This is a genomic window from Mesorhizobium sp. M7A.F.Ca.US.010.02.1.1, assembly GCF_004023085.1.
Taxonomy (GTDB): Bacteria; Pseudomonadota; Alphaproteobacteria; order Rhizobiales; family Rhizobiaceae; genus Mesorhizobium.
Map to the genome: position 1 here is coordinate 109,927 of NZ_RZRV01000009.1, position 22,694 is coordinate 132,620.

18 protein-coding genes and 1 pseudogene are annotated in these 22,694 nt (G+C 61.4%); 11 read left to right on the forward strand and 8 right to left on the reverse strand.

Annotation, left to right across the window (positions count from 1 at the left end; all coding sequences use genetic code 11):
* Window positions 1-115: 115 nt before the first annotated feature.
* Window positions 116-1,090, reverse strand: a complete 975-nt coding sequence (gene corA / locus EOA19_RS12345) for a magnesium/cobalt transporter CorA (protein WP_023809832.1) — start codon at window positions 1,088-1,090, stop codon at window positions 116-118.
* Window positions 1,091-1,326: 236 nt separating this feature from the next.
* Entirely contained in the window at window positions 1,327-2,661 is a 1,335-nt protein-coding gene (locus tag EOA19_RS12350) for a solute carrier family 23 protein (protein WP_128303755.1), read from the reverse strand.
* 136 nt (window positions 2,662-2,797) lie between these two features.
* Here EOA19_RS12350 and guaD point away from each other — a divergent pair, with 136 nt between their 5' ends.
* On the forward strand, window positions 2,798-4,162 hold the full coding sequence (gene guaD, locus EOA19_RS12355) for a guanine deaminase (RefSeq protein WP_128303756.1): 1,365 nt from the start codon (window positions 2,798-2,800) through the stop codon (window positions 4,160-4,162).
* Window positions 4,163-4,228: 66 nt separating this feature from the next.
* Here guaD and ychF read toward each other — a convergent pair whose 3' ends face one another.
* The 4 genes from ychF to EOA19_RS12375 all read right to left on the reverse strand — a co-directional run bounded on the left by ychF (window position 4,229) and on the right by EOA19_RS12375 (window position 8,098).
* Entirely contained in the window at window positions 4,229-5,332 is a 1,104-nt protein-coding gene (gene ychF / locus EOA19_RS12360) for a redox-regulated ATPase YchF (protein WP_128303757.1), read from the reverse strand.
* A gap of 91 nt (window positions 5,333-5,423) precedes the next feature.
* Window positions 5,424-6,149, reverse strand: a complete 726-nt coding sequence (pth, locus tag EOA19_RS12365; protein WP_128303758.1) for an aminoacyl-tRNA hydrolase — start codon at window positions 6,147-6,149, stop codon at window positions 5,424-5,426.
* A 23-nt stretch (window positions 6,150-6,172) separates the two neighbouring features.
* A complete protein-coding gene (locus EOA19_RS12370; protein WP_023809827.1) occupies window positions 6,173-6,814 on the reverse strand; it encodes a 50S ribosomal protein L25/general stress protein Ctc in 642 nt (213 codons plus the stop codon).
* A gap of 249 nt (window positions 6,815-7,063) precedes the next feature.
* Window positions 7,064-8,098 (reverse strand): class I SAM-dependent methyltransferase, encoded by a 1,035-nt coding sequence (locus EOA19_RS12375; protein ID WP_128303759.1) that lies wholly within the window; start codon window positions 8,096-8,098, stop codon window positions 7,064-7,066.
* Window positions 8,099-8,390: 292 nt separating this feature from the next.
* Between EOA19_RS12375 and EOA19_RS12380 the strand changes: the two genes are divergently transcribed.
* From EOA19_RS12380 to EOA19_RS12415, 8 genes and pseudogenes are all read left to right on the forward strand, one after another.
* A complete protein-coding gene (locus EOA19_RS12380) occupies window positions 8,391-10,397 on the forward strand; it encodes an EAL domain-containing protein (protein ID WP_128303836.1) in 2,007 nt (668 codons plus the stop codon).
* Window positions 10,398-10,816: 419 nt separating this feature from the next.
* Window positions 10,817-12,249, forward strand: a pseudogene (locus EOA19_RS12385) (LLM class flavin-dependent oxidoreductase).
* Between the two features lie 91 nt (window positions 12,250-12,340).
* Complete coding sequence (locus EOA19_RS12390; RefSeq protein ID WP_128303760.1) at window positions 12,341-13,135, forward strand: ABC transporter ATP-binding protein; 795 nt, start codon at window positions 12,341-12,343, stop codon at window positions 13,133-13,135.
* Window positions 13,132-14,013 (forward strand): branched-chain amino acid ABC transporter permease, encoded by an 882-nt coding sequence (locus EOA19_RS12395; protein WP_023809823.1) that lies wholly within the window; start codon window positions 13,132-13,134, stop codon window positions 14,011-14,013. Before EOA19_RS12390 ends, EOA19_RS12395 begins: the two co-directional genes overlap by 4 nt.
* Before the next feature lie 3 nt (window positions 14,014-14,016).
* Complete coding sequence (locus EOA19_RS12400; RefSeq protein WP_128303761.1) at window positions 14,017-15,087, forward strand: branched-chain amino acid ABC transporter permease; 1,071 nt, start codon at window positions 14,017-14,019, stop codon at window positions 15,085-15,087.
* 23 nt (window positions 15,088-15,110) lie between these two features.
* Window positions 15,111-16,415, forward strand: coding sequence for an ABC transporter substrate-binding protein (locus EOA19_RS12405; protein WP_245486151.1), 1,305 nt, complete (start codon window positions 15,111-15,113; stop codon window positions 16,413-16,415).
* Window positions 16,416-16,501: 86 nt separating this feature from the next.
* Window positions 16,502-17,851: an ABC transporter substrate-binding protein gene (locus EOA19_RS12410; protein WP_128303837.1), complete on the forward strand. Its 1,350-nt coding sequence runs from the start codon at window positions 16,502-16,504 to the stop codon at window positions 17,849-17,851.
* Window positions 17,852-17,900: 49 nt separating this feature from the next.
* On the forward strand, window positions 17,901-18,683 hold the full coding sequence (locus EOA19_RS12415; RefSeq protein ID WP_128303763.1) for an ABC transporter ATP-binding protein: 783 nt from the start codon (window positions 17,901-17,903) through the stop codon (window positions 18,681-18,683).
* Between the two features lie 96 nt (window positions 18,684-18,779).
* Here the strand turns inward: EOA19_RS12415 and EOA19_RS12420 are convergent, their stop codons facing one another.
* On the reverse strand, window positions 18,780-19,208 hold the full coding sequence (locus EOA19_RS12420) for a MarR family transcriptional regulator (RefSeq protein WP_023809819.1): 429 nt from the start codon (window positions 19,206-19,208) through the stop codon (window positions 18,780-18,782).
* 150 nt (window positions 19,209-19,358) lie between these two features.
* Between EOA19_RS12420 and EOA19_RS12425 the strand changes: the two genes are divergently transcribed.
* Window positions 19,359-20,216 carry an alpha/beta hydrolase gene (locus EOA19_RS12425; RefSeq protein ID WP_023809818.1) on the forward strand — a complete coding sequence of 286 codons (858 nt, stop codon included), beginning with the start codon at window positions 19,359-19,361 and terminating at the stop codon, window positions 20,214-20,216.
* Between the two features lie 76 nt (window positions 20,217-20,292).
* Here the strand turns inward: EOA19_RS12425 and EOA19_RS12430 are convergent, their stop codons facing one another.
* Entirely contained in the window at window positions 20,293-21,534 is a 1,242-nt protein-coding gene (locus EOA19_RS12430; protein WP_164892912.1) for an MFS transporter, read from the reverse strand.
* Between the two features lie 173 nt (window positions 21,535-21,707).
* Here EOA19_RS12430 and EOA19_RS12435 point away from each other — a divergent pair, with 173 nt between their 5' ends.
* A complete protein-coding gene (locus EOA19_RS12435) occupies window positions 21,708-22,592 on the forward strand; it encodes a helix-turn-helix transcriptional regulator (RefSeq protein ID WP_128303764.1) in 885 nt (294 codons plus the stop codon).
* Window positions 22,593-22,694 lie beyond the last annotated feature (102 nt).

The window sequence follows — 22,694 nt, forward strand, 5'->3', positions numbered from 1 at the left end:
ATCCGGCTTGTCGACCCACGATCCCCAGGATCGGGGTTTCCGGATGCAGGCCGGCGTTCATTTGGTCAAGCGATTTCTACTGCGCCAGCCTGTGGCAGCCGATCGACAGGGCCACTCAGAGCCAGCCGCGGCGGCGGAAGTACCAGAAGGGCAGGATCGCCGACAGCACCATCATGGCGATGGCGAAGGGATAGCCAAGCTCCCATTTCAACTCGGGGATGACGTCGAAATTCATGCCGTAGATCGAGGCGACCAAAGTCGGCGGCAGGAAGATGACGGCGGCGACCGAGAAGATCTTGATGATGGCGTTCTGCTCGATCGAGATCATGCCGAGCGTGGCGTCGAGCAGGAAGGAGATCTTCTGCGACAGGAAGGTGGCGTGGTCGGCCAGCGACAGCACATCGCGCGACAGCGTCTTGATGCGCGCCTTGGTGTCCTTGCTCATCTTGGTGCGGGTCGAGGCATGGGCGAAAAAGCCTGCCAGGCGCTGCAGCGAGATCAGGCTGTCGCGGATCGAGGAGGCAATGTCCTCCTTGCGGCCGATGGCTTTCAGCAACTCCTGGAAATCACGGTTGCGCTTGGAAACCTTGGTCGACCGCGCCTCGAAGATATCGCGCGAGATCGCCTCGATGTCGCGGCCGGCGCGTTCCAGAATGTCGGCGAGACGGTCGACGATCGCCTCCAGCAAGCCGATCAGGATGGTGTCGCCGCTGGTGCAGCCGGTCGCCACCTTCTCGGCGCGCTGCGGAAAGGTCTTGAAGGCCTTCGGCTCGTGGTAGCGCACCGTGATCAGCCTTGTGCCGGCGAGCACGAAGGTGACCGGCGACATCAAGGGATCGTCGACCTCGGTCTGGGCGGGCAGGGTGGCGGTCATGAAGTAGGCGCCGTCCTCGACATAGAGGCGGCTCGAAATCTCGATCTCCTCCATCTCCTCGCGCGTCGGAATGGCAACGCCGAGCCAGCTCTCGATCGTCGCTTCCTCTTCCTTTGTCGGGTTGAACAGGTCCGCCCAGACGATGGTCTCGCTGTTTGCCAGGAGATCGTCGACGACGCGCAGGCGGTCATTGTCCACGACGAAGGCCTTGATCATCGCCTGATATCCCTTGCTGGGGCCAAAGGGTGCGTTCGGATTGACGCGTCGTGTTGGATTGCACGAGACGGACACTTTCGCCGAAAGCGCCGACCGCGTGCCCCAGCCGATTAGACCCGTGATGTGACAAGGTCAAGGCAGGCCATGCCGCCCGCAAAACAGGTCAACGGCAAGTGCTGTCAACGATGCAGAGAGATAGCGGACGGCACATTGCCGCCCGCCATCTTAGGATACGTCTACCGGGAGTTTGGCAGGATCTGGTGCAGCACGATGGCCCAGACGGCGCCGAAGGCGATCGATGAGCCGAGGATGTACTGCACGAGGTCGGGGAGCGTCTTGACGAAATCCGGCGGCGCCAGCGTGGCAAACAGCGCCATCAGGATCGGCAGACCGATGACCAGCATGTTGCGCTCGGTCAGGGGTGTACCGCGCACGACGCGGAAACCGTTCATGGCGATGACGACGCAGAGGACGCCGAAAACGCCGCCGATGACAGGCCCCGGTATCGCGGCGATGACCGCCGAAAGCTTGCCGATCAGCCCGAACAGCACCAGGAAGATGCCGGCGGCGGCAAAGGCGGCGCGGCTGGCAATGCCGGTGATGGCAATGATGCCGGCATTGGACGAATAGCCGGTCACCGGGGTGCTGCACAGCAGCGCGCTGACCAGGCAGCCGAGGCCTTCACCTGTCGCGCCCTTGTCGAGCTGCTCGTCCGACAGCGGCTTGTCGATGACGGCGCCGACGGCGAACCAGGTGCCGGTGGTTTCGGCGAGAACGACGATATAGACGATCAGCATCGTCAGTGTCGCCGACAGCGAGAACGTCACGTCGAGATTGAGGAAGGCGATTCGCGGCATGGAAAACCATGTCGCGTCCGCAACGCCCGCCATGTTCAACTGGCCCATGAAGGCGGCGGCCACGCTGCCTGCCACCAGGGCGATGATCACGGACAGCAGGCGCAGCCAGGCGCCCTTCGCGCCAAGTGCCATGCCGGTCAGCATGCAGCCGACGAGGAAGGCAGCGGCGATAAAAGCGAGGACGATGTTGCCGCCGACCGTGGCGGTGCCGTGGACCGCGAACACGCTCTCCTTGAGCGCCACCGGCATCAAGGCGACGCCGACGACGATGATGATCGCACCGCCGACGATGGGCGGTACGAAGCGGTTGACGAGGCGATGGAAGATTCTTGTCGGCGAACCGAGCAGGATGACCAGTATGGCGCCCGGAATGAGCGCTCCGACCACGGCGGAGAGACCGCCAACGCCGCCGCCTGCTCCGAAGGCGATGGCCAGCACCGCGCCGATCGGGACGAAGGACGGCCCCTGGACGACCGGCAGCCGCATCAAAAGCTGCGACTGGATCAGTGTGGCAATGCCTGCGGCCACGAATGCGGACTGGATAAAGGCGCCGGCATCGCCGACGCTGAAGGCGAGCACCGATGCGATGATAAACGGCACGATGTAGACGTCCATCGCCAGTACATGCTGGAGGCCGAGCAGCGCTGCCTTGCCCCATGGCAGCGGATCGTCCGGTTGGGCAATCAATGTGATCTCTGACGCAACGCGTTCCATGTACCGTTCCCCTTCTGACCCCTCTGGAAATTCCCGCTCGATCATGGGATCAGTCGGTGCCGAAGGACAGCGGCCACAACATTTGCCAACTGTTTTTTTGTAGGCCAAGCAGACCGTTAGCCAAACCGGAGCCGCAATGACGAGAGAACCCTTCACGCTGCTCGGCACCGCCTTCCACACGCCCCAACGCGGCAGGCTGGAGGTGCTGAAGGACCATCTGTTCAGCGTCGATGCACAGGGGCGCATCGCGGAAATGCTGGCGCCGGATCATCGCGAGTACGAGGTCAGGCAGAACGCTGCCCGCCTGGCGGGCACGCTTGTTGAGCTTGCCAATGGCCAATTCCTGCTGCCCGGTCTCATCGACCTGCATATCCATGCGCCGCAATGGCCGCAGATGGGCAAGGCGCTGGATGTGCCGCTCGAAGTCTGGCTGCAGAAATACACCTTTCCGCTCGAAGCCCGCTATGCGGATGTCGATTATGCCCGCGAGGTCTATGCCGATCTGGTCGATAACCTGCTGGCCAACGGAACCACCACGGCGCTCTATTTCGCCACGGTCCATGTTGACGCGAGCCTGGCGCTTGCCGAGACCTGTCTTGAGAAGGGTCAACGCGCGCTCGTCGGCAAGGTGGTGATGGACGATCCAGAGCAGTGTCCACCTTTCTACCGCGATGCCGATGCGGCAAGCGCGGTATCGGACACCAGACGGTTCATCGAGGCGGTCAAGTCGCTGGATCCGCGCGACAGGCCGCTCGTCCAGCCGGCGATCACACCGCGCTTCATCCCAAGCTGCACGGATGCGGCGCTGCAAGGACTCGGCGAGCTGGCAACCGAATTCGGCTGCCACGTGCAGACGCATTGCTCGGAGAGCGACTGGGCAAAGCAGTTCGTCGAGACGCGCTTCGGCCGCACCGATGCGGCAAGCCTTGATGGTTTCGGCCTGCTCACCCGGCATACGATCCTGGCGCATTCGAATTTCATCGATGAGCAGGATATGGACCTCATAGAGGAGAGGGGCGCGGCTGTTGCCCATTGCCCGCTGTCCAATTTCTATTTCGCCAATGCCGCATTTCCGTTGCGCGCAGCACTTGACCGGCACATGCACGTCGGGCTCGGAACCGACATTTCCGGAGGCTACAGCCCGTCACTGTTCGATGGCTGCCGACATGCATTGTCAGCGTCGAGGACGCTGCAAAGCGGTGTGCATGCCGGCCTGCCGCCGGAGCAACGCGGTGCGCCCGGCGAACCCATCACGCACCAGGAGGCGTTCTGGCTGGCGACCGCCGGCGGTGCGGAAGCACTTGATCTGCCGACGGGCAATTTTCGCGTCGGCTATGAGTTTGACGCGCTGCTGATCGACACCAGCGCCAGGGCATCGAACATCCACATCGGCATGGCCGACGATACGCTTGAGGAGATGTTCCAGAAGATCGTGCTCAACGTAGCGCGGGCCAACATCGCCACGGTCTGGGTGAGTGGCCGGAGGGTAGTTGGGCAATAGCTGGTTTCCCGGGCTAGCCGGAGAGGGCGCTGATCACGCCGCCACGGCGGCGTGACATCCGTCACATCAGGTGTTGAACTTAAACAACAGCACGTCGCCGTCCTGGACGACATATTCCTTGCCTTCGTCGCGCGCCTTGCCGGCTTCCTTGGCCGCCACTTCGCCGCCCAGTGTGACGAAGTCGTTGTAGGAGATGGTCTGGGCGCGGATGAAGCCGCGCTCGAAATCGGTGTGGATGACACCGGCGGCCTGTGGCGCTTTGTCGCCCTTGTGGATGGTCCAGGCGCGCGTCTCCTTCGGCCCGGCGGTGAAATAGGTGATGAGATGCAACAGGTCGTAGCCGGCGCGAATGACCTTGTTCAGGCCGGGTTCGTCGAGGCCCAGCGAGGACAGGAATTCCATTTCTTCCTCGTCGGAGAGCTGGGCGACTTCCGCCTCGATCGCCGCCGAGATCACCACGGTGCCGGCGCCTTGGGCGGTGGCCATGTTTTCCACGGCGCTGGTGTGCTCGTTGCCGGTGACGGCGTCGGCCTCGGCGACATTGCAGACATAGAGCACGGGATGCGAGGTCAGAAGGTTCAAGCCCTGCAGGATGCGCAAATCTTCGGGCGAAATACCCTTGAGCAGAATGCGGGTCGGCTTGCCGGCCTGCAGCAGTTCGAGCGCTGCCTCCATCAGCGGCAGCACGGTCGTCGCTTCCTTGTCCTTGCTGCCGGCGCGCTTGCGGAATTGCACGATGCGGCGTTCGAGGCTGTCGAGGTCGGCGAGCATCAGCTCGGTCTCGACCGTCTCGGCATCGGCGACGGGGTCGATGCGGCCCTCGACATGGGTGATGTCGTCATCCTCGAAGCAGCGCAGCACATGCACGATGGCGTCGACCTCACGGATATTGGCGAGAAACTGGTTGCCCAGCCCTTCGCCCTTCGAGGCACCGCGCACCAGACCGGCAATGTCGACGAAGGATATGCGGGTCGGGATGATCTCCTTCGACTTGGCGATCGCGGCGATCTTCTGCAGGCGCGGATCTGGCACCGCCACCTCGCCGGTGTTCGGTTCGATGGTGCAGAATGGATAGTTGGCGGCTTGCGCCGCAGCCGTTCTGGTCAACGCGTTGAAAAGCGTCGACTTGCCGACGTTGGGCAAGCCAACGATGCCGCATTTGAAACCCATTTTTGTTCGGTCCTATCGGGAAAATAGAAATTTGATCAGGGCTATGGGCGATAGGGGTGATCAACGTCAAGCCCTTCGGTCCCCTTGATGCTCAGTCCTTGCCGCCGAACAGCTTCTTCAGCATGGCGGCCATTGGACCGCTTTCCGGCAGCTTGGCTGGCACCTGCTGCGGCCGTGCCTGGCGGACGTGACTTTGCTGCTTCTGCGCCGGCTGCTTCGGTGCCGGCTTTTCCGGTTGCGAGCCGGCCTTGCCCTGGACGGCGAGGCTGGTCTTGTTCATGAAGCCGGACTCGTCGCCCTTGGCGATCATGGCGGCGTTGTCGGCGATCGCGTCGAGCAGCGGTTCGAGCCATTCGCGGTCGGCCTTGTCGAAATCGCCGAGCACATGGTGCTGGACCATTTCCTTGACGCCGGGATGGCCGACGCCGATGCGTACGCGGCGATAGGCTTTGCCGACATGGCCGTCGATCGAGCGAATGCCGTTATGGCCGCCGGCGCCGCCGCCAGTCTTTATGCGCAGCTTGCCTTCAGCAAGGTCGATCTCGTCATAGAAGACCGTGAGTGCGGAAAGCTCGAGCTTGTAGAAGCGCAGTGCTTCGCCGACCGACTGGCCGGACAGGTTCATGAAGGTCTGCGGCTTGATCAGGACGATTTTTTCGCCGCCGAGCGTGCCCTCGGAAATCAGGCCCTGGAATTTCTTCGACCAAGGCGAAAAGGAATGGCGGCGGGCGATTGCGTCCGCCGCCATGAAACCGACATTGTGGCGGTTGTCAGCGTATTTCGCGCCCGGATTGCCGAGACCTGCAAACAGCAGCATCGCCTGCTCCGGGCGTGAAAGAGTTACTTCTCTTCGGCGGCAGGAGCCGCTTCAGGTGCAGCCGCTTCAGCCGTCTCTTCCGTCTCCGGCTTCATCGCCGACGAACCGGCAATGGTCGCGATGGTGAAGTCGCGGTCGGAGATCACAGGCTTGACGCCAGCCGGCAGCTTGACCGCCGAGATGTGGATCGAGTCGCCGATGTTGGCGCCGGTGAGATCGACGGTGATGAACTCCGGGATCGCATTGGCCGGGCAGTGGAACTCGACTTCGTGACGCACGATGTTGAGCACGCCGCCGCGCTTGATGCCGGGCGACTTGTCTTCATTGATGAAGTGGACAGGCACGTCGACATTGACCTGGGTGTCCTTGCCGATGCGCAGGAAGTCGACATGGACAGGGAAATCCTTGACCGGGTCGAGCTGGAAGTCCTTCGGCAGGACCTGGATCTTCTTGCCGTCGACATCGATCGTGGCGATCGTGGTCAGAAACCCGCCGCCATGGATCTTGTAGTAGATGTCCTTGTAGGTGAGCGCGATAGCCAGGGGAGGCTGCTTGTCACCATAGATTACTGCAGGCACTTTACCGTTGCGGCGAACTGCACGGGCGGACCCCTTACCGACCTGTTCGCGTGCTTCGGCCTTGAGCTCGTAAGTGTCGTGGCTCATGGCATTTCCTTTCGGTTTGTTCTGGAGCGCTCACGGTGGGCAGAGTGCCTGGACCGTAAACGTCGAAAGCCGACATGCCCATGCATGATCTGGTCCGAAAACCGGAATCCACTTTTCGGGATCATGCGGGAAGGCGGCCTTCCGCCGCGTTGCCTCCAAGGGTGTCTACGCGGGTGGCGGCTCTATAGCGGAAGGCGGCCGGAGGTGCAAGCCAAAGGCACGCCCGGCCTGGTGCAGTCCAGGCGGTCGCTATCCGCGCTTTTCGATGACGGCATAAAGCACGTTGCGGTTCTCGCCGAAGAACACCTGCGCCTCGACGGCGTTGCGGTCGACGCTGGCATTGACGATGTTCCACATATCGACCTCCGACCGCAGCAGCAACACCCAGTCCATGAATGTCTCCCGGTAGCCGGCGTCAGGCGTGCCCTCGGCGTAGTTGGCAAACAGGAACGTCCCGTTCGGCTTCAACATCTGCAGGCAGGTCTTCGTGAGTTTCACCGCGACGTTGTGGGCGAGGTAGTCATAAAGGCCGGAGGCATAGACGAAATCGAACTTGCCAAGCTTGTGACCCCGCGTGAGCACGGTCCGCACCGAGCCGTCGATGGCTTCGACCGCGGTGCCCTGGAAATCGCGCGCGATCAGCCCAACGCTCTGGGGGTCCTGATCGAGCGCTACCCAACGCTTGAGCCGGCCCTCCGCCAAGGCGACCGAACGATTGGCTTCCCGCAAATGGCCGGCCGCGATCGCCAGGACCTCGGTTTCCGGTCCATTCTTGGCCGCGATCTGATCGACATATCGGGTCAAGAGATCGCGCCGCTCCCGTGCGGCGACGCATGACGGTACGTTCTGGGTATGGCTGTACAGGGCCTTGCCGATCTCCGAGGCGTTGGCCACGCTCTCTGCCACATGCGGATCGCAATAGATGTAATCAAGCAACTGCGCGTCGCCGGAATAGCCCCTGGGCTTGGTGAAGGACCAGTGCGTCAGCGGATCCTCGAGAAAATACTTCAGGATCGGATGGTTCTGCGCGACCGGTATCAACGCATGCCAGACGTCGGGATGAACCTTGGAATGCAGGCCATTCAGAAAGGACAGCAAGCGACCGACGATCTCGGCCGGGTTCTTGTCCTGTTCGACCTGCTGCTGTGTCGCGTGGAGAATGAGGGCCAGCTCAGCACGCGCGGTTTCGAACGCTTCGCCATGATGCTCGAGCTTTCCCCGAGGCAGCGTGCCGGCGAGCATCTCGGCAGTAATCAAGCTTTTGCCATCAAGAACGGTCTGCACGCCATCACTCCATAGTTAACAGTCGGTTAACTTATTGCGTAGAATGCTCCCTTTGCCAATGTCGGGCCGACGGCATTTTATCGTTATGATTAATTTCCCGCCAACCATGTTCCTCTTTAGACGGCTTTCGGCCCGAATTCCGGGTTCGAGTTAACGGAAACTTGTCTTGCGCGATTGCATTTGTTTGCCCGGCGTCGCAATCGCTGTCGCGTCCAAGGAGCCGGCCCGCGTGGGGGCAGAAGCTGGAAATGAGTTCGGAAAACAAAATCCCTTTCAAACGGGGTCTATTGTGATGAACGAACACCTGTCCTCCGTATTGGTCGATGCGGTTGATGCGGAGCCGTACGAGCCGCGCTACGAACTGGGGGCCGACGAGCTTCGCACCCTTTACCGCACGGAAGCGCAGGCGACGCGAAGAGGGGAAGCCAGGCCAGGGCTTTGGATCGCGGTTGCGATCTATCTCTTGTTTTCGGCAACCGATCTGCTGCTGATCCCGGATGTGGCCGCCTATACGATCACGGCGCGCTTCACGGTCGGATTGAGCGCGCTTTTGATCCTGGAAGCGCAGCTTCGCCATGGCGTCGGGACGGAATGGCTCGACGTGACCTGCGCCGGGGCCATTATCTTTGGCTATGTTGGTTGGCTGTGTCCGGCGATTATGGGCGCGGACAAGGAAAGTGTCTCTTACTATATGGTCTTTGGGACCATATTCATGATGAGCGCCAATCTTTTCTTTACGTTCAATTTCAAGCTTTCTATCGTAACTTCCGCAATAATTTTATGTATACTTTACATTGTAAACTACTTTGTTCCTTCAACCCTCACATACAAAATGGTTTTTGGGGCTTTCTATGTTTCTTGTTTCACGTTCACCTCGTATGTGAACTGGAAACTAAATGAGGAACGCTACAACGTCTTTCTGAATGCCCTGGAAGCCAAGATCCAGCACAATGAGGCGACCGAACGCGGCAAGGCCCTGCTGAGATTGTCGCGGACCGATCCGCTTACAGGTCTGGAGAACCGGCGCGCGATCGACGAGAAGCTGCGGGACTACTGGAGCGATTGGCAAAAGGTCGGCACCAGCTTCGGGGCGATCCTCATCGACGTGGACTTCTTCAAGAAATTCAACGACTGCTACGGCCATCAGGAAGGCGACCGCTGCCTGATCCATGTCGCCAATGCCCTTAGCGAGATGATCAAACAGTATAATGGTTCCATAGGCCGCTACGGCGGCGAAGAGTTCATCGTCCTGGCGCGCATGGAGACAAAAGAGCAGATCCTGAACATCGCGGAAGCCATTTGCAGCACGGTGGAGAACCTGGCGCTTACCCACGAGCTCCGGCGCGACGGCGTCTCGATCGTAACGGTGAGCGTTGGCGCCGCATTCACCAGGACGCAGACCGGGGCCAAGCTGGAGAAGATCATCCACGAGGCCGATCGCGCTCTCTATCTGGCAAAAGCCGGCGGCCGAAATTGTGCCCGGCTGTTCGATCCAACCGATCCGCAAAGCAGCGACGAGAGTGAGAACATTGCGGCCTTGCTGAAGATCGCGATCGGCCAGAATCTCGTTTCACTCGTTTATCAGCCCATCCAGGATGTCAAATCGGACCGGGTCGAAGCGGTGGAGGCTCTGATGCGCCTCAAGATGCTGGACGGCACATCGGTTCCGCCCAGCCTGTTCATTCCCGTCGCCGAACGAACCGGCGCGATCCTGGAACTCGGGCGCTGGGCGATAAGGACAGTGTGCGCCGAGCTCCTGGCAGACGATCACGTCCATGTCGTCAGTGTCAACGTCTCCCCGATCCAGCTTAAGACACCGGGCTTCGCAACGTCTGTTGCGACCATTCTGGGCGAGACCCGCGTCGCCGGCAGCAGACTGGCCTTCGAGATCACCGAAGGGCTGGAGATGGAGATGCATTCGGACATCCTGCGCTGCATCAGCGACCTGAAGCTGCTCGGGATCAAGATATGGCTCGATGATTTCGGGACGGGCTTCGCGGGCCTTTCGTGGCTTCGCCTGATCGATTTCGATACGGTGAAGATCGACCGCTCGTTTCTTCACGACTGCAGCTCCCCGAGCGGCAAGGCAATGCTACAGGACATTATCACCCTGGTCCGAAATCGCGGCCACAAGATCCTGGTCGAAGGGGTGGAAACCGACGAGCAGATGGTCTTGATGCGCGAATTCGGCATAGACAAGATCCAGGGCTTCCATGTCGGCCGCCCCGCTCCCGCCGTCAGTTTCCAGGCAAAGCGGGCCATGCGCAAACGGTCATTTGCCGTGCTTAAGTCCGCATGATGACGTGTGGGCGGTGGCATTTGGCTTACAGCTTAGGCCGCTATTTGGCCGCGACGGGCCAAAAGCCGAAGTCTAGCTGACAGCGGGCTGAGCCGCGGCGGATGTCGAGACGCGGCCCGGCACCAAAGACGACCACGTGGAGAAGGCCGGCGCCAGATCAGCCCGACCATCGCCGTCAGGATCATCGCACCATCCGCTTGGCGGACCGGGTCAAGATCGCCACCGGCGGCAAGGTGATTGCGTCTACTTTTTCCTGATGGGGATCTCGCGCAAAACACCTTGCTTCCGCGAAACGGCTCGATCGAGGAACGCTATTCCCTAGATTAGTCTATTAAAACCATATATTAACTTTGATATTTGGCTCCCGGCCCTACCCTGCCAGCTCAACCACGATTGCTTGCAGGATTCCGGAACCGACAATGAGCAAGACCATCCGCTTCAATGCCTTCGAAATGAACTGCGTCGGTCACCAGTCGCCCGGCCTCTGGCGCCACCCGCGTGACCGGTCCTGGGACTACAAGGATCTGGAGTATTGGACAGATCTCGCCAGGCTTTTGGAGGCCGGATTCTTCGACTCCGTCTTCATCGCCGATGTGATCGGCTATTATGATGTCTACAAGGGCAACCTCGACAATGCGTTGCTGCAAGGCGTGCAATCCCGGTGAACGATCCGTTGCAGCTCGCCAACCCGATCGCCTTGGCCACCAAACATCTCGGCATCGGCATCACGGCTTCGACGAGCTTTGAGCATCCCTACACCTTCGCACGCCGCCTCTCGACGGCGGACCACCATACCAAGGGCCGTATCGGCTGGAACATCGTCACGTCCTATCTGGAGAGCGGGGCCAAGAACATCGGCCAGGGCGGGCTGCGCAGCCACGACAATCGTTATGACGTTGCAACCGAATATATCGAAGTCCTCTACAAGCTGTTCGAGGGCAGTTGGGAAGAGGGAGCCGTGCTGCGCGACAAGGAGCGCGGGATATTTGCCGATCCGACAAAAATCCACGAGATCGGCCACAAGGGAAAATATTTCGATGTGCCGGGCTTTCACCTATGCGAACCTTCGCCACAGCGCACGCCCGTTCTCTTCCAGGCCGGCGCCTCGGGTGCCGGCAAGCAGTTCGCCGCCGGCCACGCCGAATGCGTGTTCATCTCGACGCCTCTGAAGGATGCCACCCGCGCCTATGTCGCGGAAATCCGCAAGCGCGCCGCCGAGCAGGGTCGCGATCCGAAAAAGGTGCTGATCTATGCGATGGCAACCATCATCGTCGATGAAACCGACGAAAAGGCACGGGCTAAATATCAGGATTACGCGAACCACGCCTCCTATGACGGCGCCTTGGTCCTGATGTCTGGCTGGACCGGCATCGATTTCGGACACTACAAACCGACGGATACGGTCAAGAAAGTCAAGACAAACGCGATCATCTCCGCCGTCGAGCATCTGGCCGGAGGCGACAAGGTCTGGTCCATCGAAGAGCTTGCAAAATGGGGCGGCATTGGCGGTCTCGGGCCGCTTTTCGTGGGATCGCCATCGACGATCGCCGATCTTCTGCAGGAGTGGGTCGAGGAAACCGACATCGACGGCTTCAACCTGGCTTATGCGCTGGCGCATGACAGCTTTGCCGACGTCATCGGATACGTCGTGCCGGAACTGCAGAAGCGCGGGGTCTACGCGACGCAGTATCGCGAGGGCACACTGCGCGAAAAGCTGTTCGGCGAAGGCCCCTATCTGCCGGGAAACCATCCGGCCCATCGCTTCCGCGACATCGAACGCGTCAAGCGCGACGAGGCCGCGGCGCAATCAACCTTGACCGAAGGGCACGCCCGCCAATCCGAACCGGCCTGACATCATCCCTGCACGGCGCCGAAGGGAAAGCGGCCCGCGCCGCCGGACCGTCGGACTTTGCCTCTGTTAGCCACCATGGAGCGCTGAATTCATGACAACGCCATCCGCACCCGCATTGGAAGTCAAGAACATCTCCCTCGCATTCAAAGGCGTGAAGGCGATCTCCGATCTCAGTTTCGAGGTGGCGCCTCAGGAAATCTGCGCCCTGATCGGCCCGAATGGGGCGGGAAAAAGCTCGCTGCTGAACATACTGAACGGCGTCTATGTTCCCGATTCAGGCGAGATCATCTTCGAGGGCGAACATTTCCATCGGATGCAGCCGCTGGAGGCCGCGCGCCGCGGCATCGGCCGCGGGTTCCAGAACAACGCGCTGTTTTCGGGAATGAGTGTCGCCGACAATGTCATTGCCGGCCTGTCCAGGCATGCTCGCGCAACGCTCCTGGAAGAAGCACTGCTTTTGCCGCGCGCACGCGCCGAGGCGCGCCGTTTCCGCGAGCGCGCCCATGAAGTCCTGCGCCTCTTCGATCTGGAGCGGCATGCCGAGACCACCGTGGCCTTGCTGCCCTACGGCGTGCAGAAGAAGGTCGAACTAGCGCGCGCCATTGTCGCGGCTCCCCGCCTGCTGCTTCTCGATGAACCGCTGGCAGGCATGAACAGCGCCGAGAAACAGGAAATCGCGCAGATCATTGCCAGGCTGAACCGCGACCTGAAGCTGACGATCGTGCTGATCGAGCACGATATCGGCATCGTGCTGAAGTTCGCTCACCATGTCGTCGTGCTCGATTACGGGCGCAAGCTGGCCGATGGCGCGCCGGATACCATTCGCGACAATCCCGAGGTCATCGCCGCGTATCTGGGCCACGACAAGGTTGAGATCGCCGCATGAACATGTTTCTCGAAACCCTCATCGGCGGCCTGCTGGCGGGCACGATGTACTCGCTCGTCGCCATCGGCTTCGTGCTTATCTACAAGGCCTCCGGCGTCTTCAACTACGCGCAGGGGTCCATCCTGCTGTTTGCAGCCCTGACCTTCGTGTCGCTGACCGATCAGGGTGTGCCGGTGCTGGTGGCGCTGGCGATCACGGTGGTCGTGCTTGCGCTGATGGCAGTCGGGATCGAGAGGCTGATCCTGCGCCCGCTCGTCAACCGCAGCCCGATGACGCTGTTCATGGCGACGCTCGGGCTGGCCTACATCGTCGAAGGGACAGCCCAAGGGCTCATGGGGTCGCAGGTCAGGGCGCTCGATCTCGGCATCGAGGATCTGCCGATCTTCCTCGGTGACATCATGATCAGCCAGTTTGATCTCACCGCCGCCGCAGTCGCGCTCGTCCTGGTGGTGGCCCTGTCGCTGCTGTTCAACAAGACCCGCCTCGGAGTTGAGCTCAGGGGCGTGGCCGACGATACTCGCGCCGCTCTCTCCATCGGCATCGATGTCAACCGCATCTGGCAGATCGTCTGGACCATTGCGGGGCTCGTCGGGCTTGTGGCCGGTCTGCTCTGGGGCGCCCGCCAGGGCGTGCAGTTCTCATTGTCGCTGGTGGTGCTGAAGGCCCTGCCGGTGCTCATCATCGGCGGCTTCACCTCTATTGCCGGCGCCATCGTCGGCGGGCTCGTTGTCGGTGCAACGGAAAGCCTAGCCGAAACCTATATCGGCCCCTTCCTCGGCGGCGGCATCACGCCCTGGTTTGCCTATGCGCTGGCGCTCGCCTTCCTCTTCATCCGCCCCGCCGGTCTGTTTGGCGAACAGAAAATCGAAAGAGTCTGAATCATGTCCGATATTGAACTCCGGCTTACCGGCGGCATAGGCGAGGGCGCAAGCACCCGGACACTGGCCGGCATAGCCGCAGCTGCCCTCATTGTTGCCCTACCTTTCCTCGCCACGGAATACTGGATCAATGCTATCGCCGTGCCGTTCCTTATTCTGTCGCTGGCAGGTCTCGGCCTTAACCTTTTGACGGGTTATGCCGGCCAGATATCGCTCGGCGCCGGTGCGTTCATGATGGTGGGCGCCTATGCGGCATTTGCCTTCCAGCTGCGGCTGCCCGAACTGCCGCTGCCATTCGCGCTGATAGCTTCCGGCATCGTCGCCGGCGCGGTCGGGTTCGCCTTCGGCTTTCCCTCGACCCGCATCAAGGGTTTCTATCTGATCGTCAGCACGCTTGCCGCGCAGTTCTTCTTCGAATGGCTGTTTCTCAAATTTCCGTGGTTCTACAACGGTGATCCGTCCGCCACGATCTCGCTTCCAGCGGGTCTGTCCGTCTTCGGCATCGATCTCAACAGCCCGCACGGACGCTATTACCTGACGCTCGCCAGCGTCGCCGTGCTGACCTGGCTTTCCTACAATCTCGTGCGCAGCCAGACCGGTCGCAACTGGATGGCCATCCGCGACATGGATACGGCAGCGGCCGTGATCGGCGTGCCGATCCTGCGCGCGAAACTCCAGGCCTTCGCCGTATCGAGCTTCATCTTGGGCATTGCGGGCGCACTCTGGGCATTTGCGTATCTCGGATCGGCCAGCGTGCAGAGCTTCGGCCTGACGCGATCCTACCAGATACTCTTCATCATCATCATTGGCGGCATGGGCACCATTCGCGGCGCTTATTTCGGAGCCGCCTTCGTCAGCCTGTTGCCGCTGGCGCTCGACTGGCTGTTCCAGCGGCTGCTCGGCGGCCATGTCGACGCCGGACTGCTTCAGAACATCCAGAAGGTGATCTTCGGGGTCCTCATCCTCTGGTTTCTCATCAAGGAACCGGAGGGACTAGCCCGCTTGCTGCAAAGACAGCGTGGAGATTTAGGCAATCGCCGCCTTGCGCGGCTCAAAATCAGGAGACAGACGTGAAGAAACTGATCATTGCCGCGCTTTTGGCGGGTGGCGCCTTCGTGGCGAGCCCCGCCACGCTCAACGCCGCGGATGTGTCGCAATATATCCCGCTGCCGACCTATCGTGTCGGTGCCTACGCCTCTTCGGGCGAACTCTGGTGGGCAGGCGAAAGGGACTATTTCCGCTATATCAATGAGGTCGAGGGCGGCATCGACGGGATAAAACTCAACTACGAAGAGTTCGAGACCGAGTGGAGCCCGGACCGGACTGTCGAGGTCTACGAGCGGGTCAAGGGCGGCAAGGATGGTTCGCCGATCGCTTTCTTCTTCACGCACGGTACGCCCGCGACCTATGCGCTGCTCGAGAAGGCTGCCGCCGACAAGATCCCGCTGATCGATCCGGCCGGTGGGCGCACCGAATCCATCGACGGCAGGGTGTTCCCGTATGCCTTCCCGCTGCTGTTCAGCTATTACAGCCAGGCCTCGACCGGCATCAACTATATCGCGTCCAAGGTCGGTGGGTTCGATAAGCTCAAGGGCTTGAAGATAGCAACCGTCTATCACGACAGCGCCTATGGGCGTGCCACCCAGCCCGCTGTCGACCTGCTCGCCAAGAAATACGGCTTCGAGAACATCCAGATCCCCGTCGCCGATCCAGGCAATGAACAGTCGCCGCAATGGCGCCAGGTCCATGAGCTGAAGCCGGACTGGGTGTTCTTGCGCACCTGGGGTGTCTCCACCGTGGTGGGCATCAAGACGGCAGCCCGCTTCGGCTTTCCGGCCGATCATATCATCGGCGACGTCTGGGCCGGCTCCGAATCCGACGTCATCCCGGCCGGGAAGGCGGCGATCGGCTATTCCGCCCTTGCGCCTTATCCGGCGGGGGCCGATTTCGAGATCCATCAGCGGCTCAAGAAATTCATTCTCGACGCCGGCAAGTCCGACCTGCGCGATCAGAAGTATTTCGGCGCCGTCAATTACAATGTCGGTCTGGTCAATGCCGCGCTCGCCGTGGAGGCGCTCCGCACCGGCTACAAGAAGTTTGGCGCTCGTCCCCTGAATGGCGAGGAAGGCCGGTGGGCCTTCGAGCATCTGACCATCGACGAAAACCGTCTCAAGGAGATCGGCTTTGTCGGCCTGCTGCAGCCGATCCAGATCACGCCGCTTGACCATGAAGGCGGCGGCGCTGCCCGCATCCAGAGCTGGGATGGCAAGAAGTGGGTTCTCCAGACCGACTGGATCAAGGCCGACCACGAAGCGCTACGGCCGCTGATCGAGCAGCAAGCCGCCGCCTATGCCAAGGAACACGGCATCGCACCGCGTACGCCAGATACCGAAACCAATTGATATTCCACTTGATAGTCCCACCGGGGGAGGGGCGTCGTGCCCCTCCTTGCCTGAAACAGGAGTTCACCATGCACCAAAAGCTCGCCATGCACCAAAAGCTCTTGCGCGCTGCCCTGGCGGCTGCCACTTCGTTGCTGCTGCTTGCCAGTGCAGCCAAGGCCGTTGAAACCCAGCCGGGTCCCGACAGCGACAAACAGTTTTTCCCGATCGCCAGCTATCGCGTCGGCCCCTATGCGGCGTCGGGCGCTTCCATCTGGGCCGGGCAGATCGATTATTACCGCTATATCAACGAAGTCGAAGGCGGCATAAACGGCGTCAAGATTGCCTGGCAGGAATGCGAGACGGAATGGACGGCCGAAAAGGGCATCGAATGCTATGAGCGCTTCAAGCACGGGCTGAACGGCGCTCCGGTCGCCGCCTATTTCCCGAACGGCGCGCCTGCCGCCTATGCACTTTCCGACCGCGCGGCCGCGGACAAGATACCGCTGGTAACACTTGCCTACGGTCGCACCGAGGCCACCGACGGGCGTGTGTTCCCCTATATCTTTCCGGTCATGGTGACCTTCTACAGCGAGGCGTCGGCGGTCGTGAACTATGTTGCCGAGCGCGAAGGCGGCTTCGACAAGCTCAAGGGAAAGAAGATCGCCACCGTCTACCATGACAGCGCCTATGGCCGCGAGACGCTTGATCCGCTCGCCCTTCTGGCAAAGAAATACGGTTTCGAGAATATCCAGATTCCCGTTGCCGATCCGGGCAGCGAACAATCCTCGCAGTGGCGGCAGGTCCGCGAAGCAAAGCCGGACTGGGTGTTCCTGAGAACCTGGGGTGTTTCGACGCCGGTAGCCATCAAGACCGCGGTGCGTTTCGGCTTTCCCGCCGACCACATCATCGGCGATGTCTGGGCTTCGTCCGAGGAAGACGTGATCCCGGCCGGCGAAGCGGCGAAGGGATATCTGGCGCTGACGCCTTATCCGGCCGGCGCCGACTTCAAGATCCACGAGCGTTTGAAGAAGGACATCATCGACGCCGGCAAGTCCGACCTGCGCGATACCAAGGCCTTCGGCAGCGTCTATTACAATTCAGGTCTCGTCGGCGCCCTGCTCTCTGTGGAGATCGTTCGGCAGGCCCAGGCCAAGTTCGGCAACCGCCCGATCACCGGAGAAGAAGGCCAGTGGGCGCTGGAGCACCTGAAGCTTGATGACGCAGCCCTTGAAAGGGCAGGTTTCCGAGGCCTGGTGCAGAACCTCCAACTGACGCCCTCGGACCATGAGGGCGGCGGCGCGGTGCGCGTGCAGCAATGGAACGGGTCCAAATGGTCTCTCGTCAGCGACTGGGTGCAGGCCGATCGCACAACGCTGCGTCCGTTGATCAACGCGAAATCCGAGGCCTATGCCAAGGAGCATGGAATTACGCCCCGCGATATCGGCAGCAACTGACAGGACGCGGCGGCCGCTTTGACGGTTTCCCACGATAAGGAGAAACGCCATGACCACGACATCGAAGCCCGTCGCCCCGGCGGCTGATCAGGACACCCTTCTCGAAGTGTCGGGCATCGAAGTCGTCTATGGGGGCGCCATTCTGGCCGTCGCCGATGTGTCGCTGACGATCGGCAACGGCGAAATCGTTGCTTTGCTTGGAGCCAACGGTGCCGGCAAGAGTACTGTGCTCAAGGCGATTTCGGGCCTGGCCAGCGCCGATCGGGCCAAGGTGCGCCGGGGGCATATTCGCCTCGACGGTGAGGATATTCTCGGGCTTGCGGCCAACAGACTGGCAACGCGGGGCATCGTCCACGTCATGGAAGGGCGCCATGTCTTCTCGCATCTGACGGTCGAGGAGAACCTCTTGACCGGCGCATTTCTGCACCGGCCAAGCCGCAAGGAGCTGCAGCGTCAGCTCGACGACGTCTACGGCTGGTTTCCACGCCTGCGCGACAAGCGGCGCACGCATGCCGGGCTTGCGTCCGGCGGCGAACAGCAGATGCTGGCCATCGGCCGGGCGTTGTTGACGCAACCAAGGCTCGTCCTGCTCGACGAGCCCTCCATGGGGCTCGCACCGCGCATCGTTCAGGAAATCTTCGCGATCATCGCGCGCCTTAACCGGGAGAAAGGGACGGCCTTTCTGCTGGCGGAGCAGAATGCGGCTCTCTCGCTTGCCTACGCACAGCGCGGCTATGTTCTTGACACCGGCCGCGTGGCGCTCGAAGGGCCGGCGGCCGACCTTGCAGCGCGTGACGATCTCCACCGCATCTATCTGGGCGACGCGCCCTGACGCAGTCGTCGCGTTCGATCCGCGAATGTCTTCGAGGATGCATCTCGCGGGCAGAGGCCGGCGGGTGAGGTCCGACCGTCGAGAAGGCCGGGCCGGCTACCGGTCGCCGATCAACGCGGCGCGTAGCGCCTGGATCTGCCGGTTCAAGGCATCGAGCTGCGCCAGCGTCATGCCCGAGCGCTCGATCAAGGCTTCATTCAGGCAGTTGCATTGCACCAGCAGCCCGCGCCCGGCTGATGTCAGGTCGACCTGCACCTGGCGTTCGTCGGTCTGGCTGCGCTGGCGGGTCACCAGCCCGGCCTGCTCCATTCGCTTTACCAGCGGCGTGACGGTGCTCGATTCCAGAGCGAGCCTGTGGGCGATCGTGCCGACCGACATGCCGTCAGCCTCTCCAAGCGCGTTCAGTACCAGGTACTGCGGATAGGTGATGCCCATCTCGTCCAGCATAGGCTTGTAGCTGCGGTTGATGGCCATGCTGGTGGCATAGAGCGTGAAACAGAGCTGATTGTCCAACGGGAGAGGCACGGCGCATTCCTTTTGCCAATATGGGCGTCAATTCGATACCACGAAAAATAATATCGCGATACATATTTTTGTGGACAAGGGTTTTGAGTCGCGCTAGCTAAATCGTTATCGCGATATCGTTTATCGCGAAAATAACAGAAGGAGATTGAGATGACCTCGCAAACCAAGCCCAGTTCCGGCAGCGGTACGATCACCACCAAGGACGGAACGCAGATTTACTACAAGGACTGGGGGACCGGGCAGCCTGTCGTCTTTCATCACGGCTGGCCGTTGAGCAGCGACGATTGGGACGCTCAGATGCTGTTCTTCCTGTCACAGGGCTACCGTGTCATTGCACATGATCGTCGTGGCCACGGCCGCTCGACCCAGACCGATATCGGCAACGAGATGGATACCTATGCCGCCGACGTCGCGGAACTCACCGCTCATCTGGACCTCAAGAACGCCATCCATGTCGGCCATTCGACCGGCGGCGGCGAAGTGGCGCGCTATGTCGCCAAATACGGCGCCGAAGGCCGTGTCGCCAAGGCGGTGCTGATCGGCGCGGTGCCGCCGATCATGCTCAAGACCGCTGCCAATCCCGGCGGCCTGCCGATCGAGGTCTTCGACGGCTTCCGCTCCGCCCAGGCAGCCAATCGCGCCCAGTTCTTCCGCGATGTTCCCGCCGGTCCATTCTATGGGTTCAACCGCCCGGGCGCGGACATCTCGCAGGGCGTCATCGACAATTGGTGGCGCCAGGGCATGATGGGCGGCACCAAGGCGCATTATGATTGTATCAAGGCTTTCTCGGAAACCGACTTCACGGAGGATCTGAAGGCAATCGACGTGCCGGTCCTGGTCATGCACGGAGACGACGACCAGATCGTTCCGATCGCCGACTCGGCGCTGCTGACGATCAAGCTGCTCAAGAAGGGCGAGCTTAAGGTCTACGAGGGTTTTCCGCACGGCATGGCCACAACCCATGCCGATGTCATCAACGCCGACCTGCTGGCCTTCTTCAAGGCATAGGGCTTTCCGAATAGCCTACAAAAATGCACCCGCCATCAGGCGGGTGCATTTTTTGTGAGGTTCAGATTAGCGTGATCTAGGCAACTAACTGCGCTTTGCGTGCTTCCTTCATGTTCGGCAGGAACACGGTGAGCAATCCAAGAAACGGCAAATACGAGCAGATCTGGAAGACGAAATCGATGCCCTTCATGTCGGCGACGATGCCGAGCACGGCCGCCGCGATGCCGCCCATGCCGAAGGCGAAGCCGAAGAAGATGCCGGCGATCATGCCGACGCGGCCCGGCACGAGCTCCTGCGCAAAGACGACGATGTTCGAGAAGGCCGAGGACAGGATCAGGCCGATCAGCACCGTCAGCACCATCGTCCATTCCAGATTGGCGTAGGGCAGGGCGAGCGTGAAAGGCAGCACGCCGACGATGGAGAACCAGATCATCGCCTTCTGTCCGTAGCGGTCGCCGAACGGGCCGCCGAGCAGGATGCCCAGCGCCGAGGCACCGAGGAACAGGAACAGCATGACCTGCGACATCTGCACCGAAACGCCGAACTTATGCATGGAATAGAAGGTGTAGTAGCTGGCGAGGCTGGCGATGTAGGCATTCTTGCTCAGCACCAGCAATGTCAGCACGATCAATGCATTCGTCACCTTGCGGCGCGGGAAAGGCGAAACGAAGCTCGCCGCCTTGCGGGTGCCCTGCGCGGCACGCAGCCGGCTGTACCAGCCGCCGACCTGCCACAAAACGATGATGCCGATCAGCGAGCCGACGGCGAACCAGGAAATGCTGGTCTGGCCGAACGGCACGACGATGAAGGCCGCCAGCAGCGGCCCCATGGACTGGCCGAAATTGCCGCCAACCTGGAACAGTGACTGCGCCAGGCCGAAGCGGCCGCCGGAGGCGAAGCGGGCGATGCGCGAGGATTCCGGATGGAAGATCGCCGAGCCGATGCCGATCAGCGAGGCGCCGATCAGCAGCAGCGAATAATGCCCGGCATAGGCGAGCACAATCAGGCCGATCAGCGATGACGCCATGCCGTAGGGCAGCGAATAGGGCATCGGCCGCTTGTCGGTGATCATGCCGATCACAGGCTGCAGCAGCGACGCGGTCACCTGGAAGGTGAAGGTCAACAAGCCGATCTGCCAGAAATCGAGGCCATAATTCTCTTTCAGGAGCGGGTAAATGGCCGACAGCAGCGACTGCATGATATCGTTGATGCAATGGCAGAAGCTCACCGCCAGGATGACGGTGAAGGCCGTCGCCTGGGCTGAAGCGTGACTGGTGGTCGCCGGTGGGGCGACGCTGGCGGCTGTCGTATCGGTCAAGGTAGGCTCCGTGGTCTTTTTGGCGGGCACACCCGCAGGCAGTTGACGGCCGCTCCTGCGGCCGCCTTGTCGGACGCTCCTGTGGGGCGCCTGGGGACGGTGCCTTATAAGCCGCTTGCGACACGACTTCTTTCGTGGTTTGGTCCAATAGTTTCGCAAGTGGGCCATATCGGATGCCGCACGGCAAAGAAGTCTTTCACGTCGGCAATGCCAATCTTGGCCAGTTGCACGAGAGCCGTTGGCAATGGCTTGAGCAAGTGGCCGGGCCGGCGGTGGCACTGCCGACCGAATATCCGGACGGCTACCGCGTGCCGCAGCACCGCCACAGCCGCAGCCAGCTCTTGCATGCGCTTGTCGGCGTGGTGCTGGTGACGACGCGGTACGGGCGCTGGATGGTGCCGCCGGACCACGCGATGTGGATTCCAGCCGGCACCGAGCATTCCGTCGAGATGCTGGGCGATGTCTCGATGCGTTCGGTCTATGTCATGCCACAGGCGATCCCCGGGCTGCCCGAAGGCTTGCGCGTCGTCGGCGTCACCGACCTGATGCACAGCCTGATCGTGGAATCGGAAAAGCTGCCGCAAGGCGGCGTTCTGGAAGGACGCGGTGGGCTGATCATGAACCTTTTGCTGCACGAAATCCCGACCTTGCCGGAACGGCCTCTCGGGCTGCCATTCCCGTCCGATCCGAGGCTGTCGGCGCTGTGCCGGCGCTTCGTCGCCGCACCGTCGCCGCACGCGACGATCGATGAATGGGCGGATGCCGCCGGCATGAGCCGCCGCTCCTTCACCCGCGCCTTCCAGCGCCAGACCGGCCTGTCGCTGTCGACATGGCGCCAGCAGGCCTGCCTGTTCGCGGCGCTGCCCAGGCTGGCGGACGGCGAGCCGATCACCAGGGTGGCGCTCGATCTCGGTTATGACAGCGTGCCGGCCTTCATCACCATGTTCAAGCGCATGCTGGGGACCTCGCCGCGCGGCTATATGCGCGGCGCACGAGAGAGCGTCGAGGTCGCTCGTCGCCTGATCGGGCCGGTTCGGTTGGAAAGCTCTGCGCCGTAACGGCAGGTGCTGTTCTAGAAGCATCTCACCGTTTCACGGAAACGGCGATCTGCTCTAACTCTTTGTTTTGACGCGGTTCTAGACGGAAAACCGCTTCACACT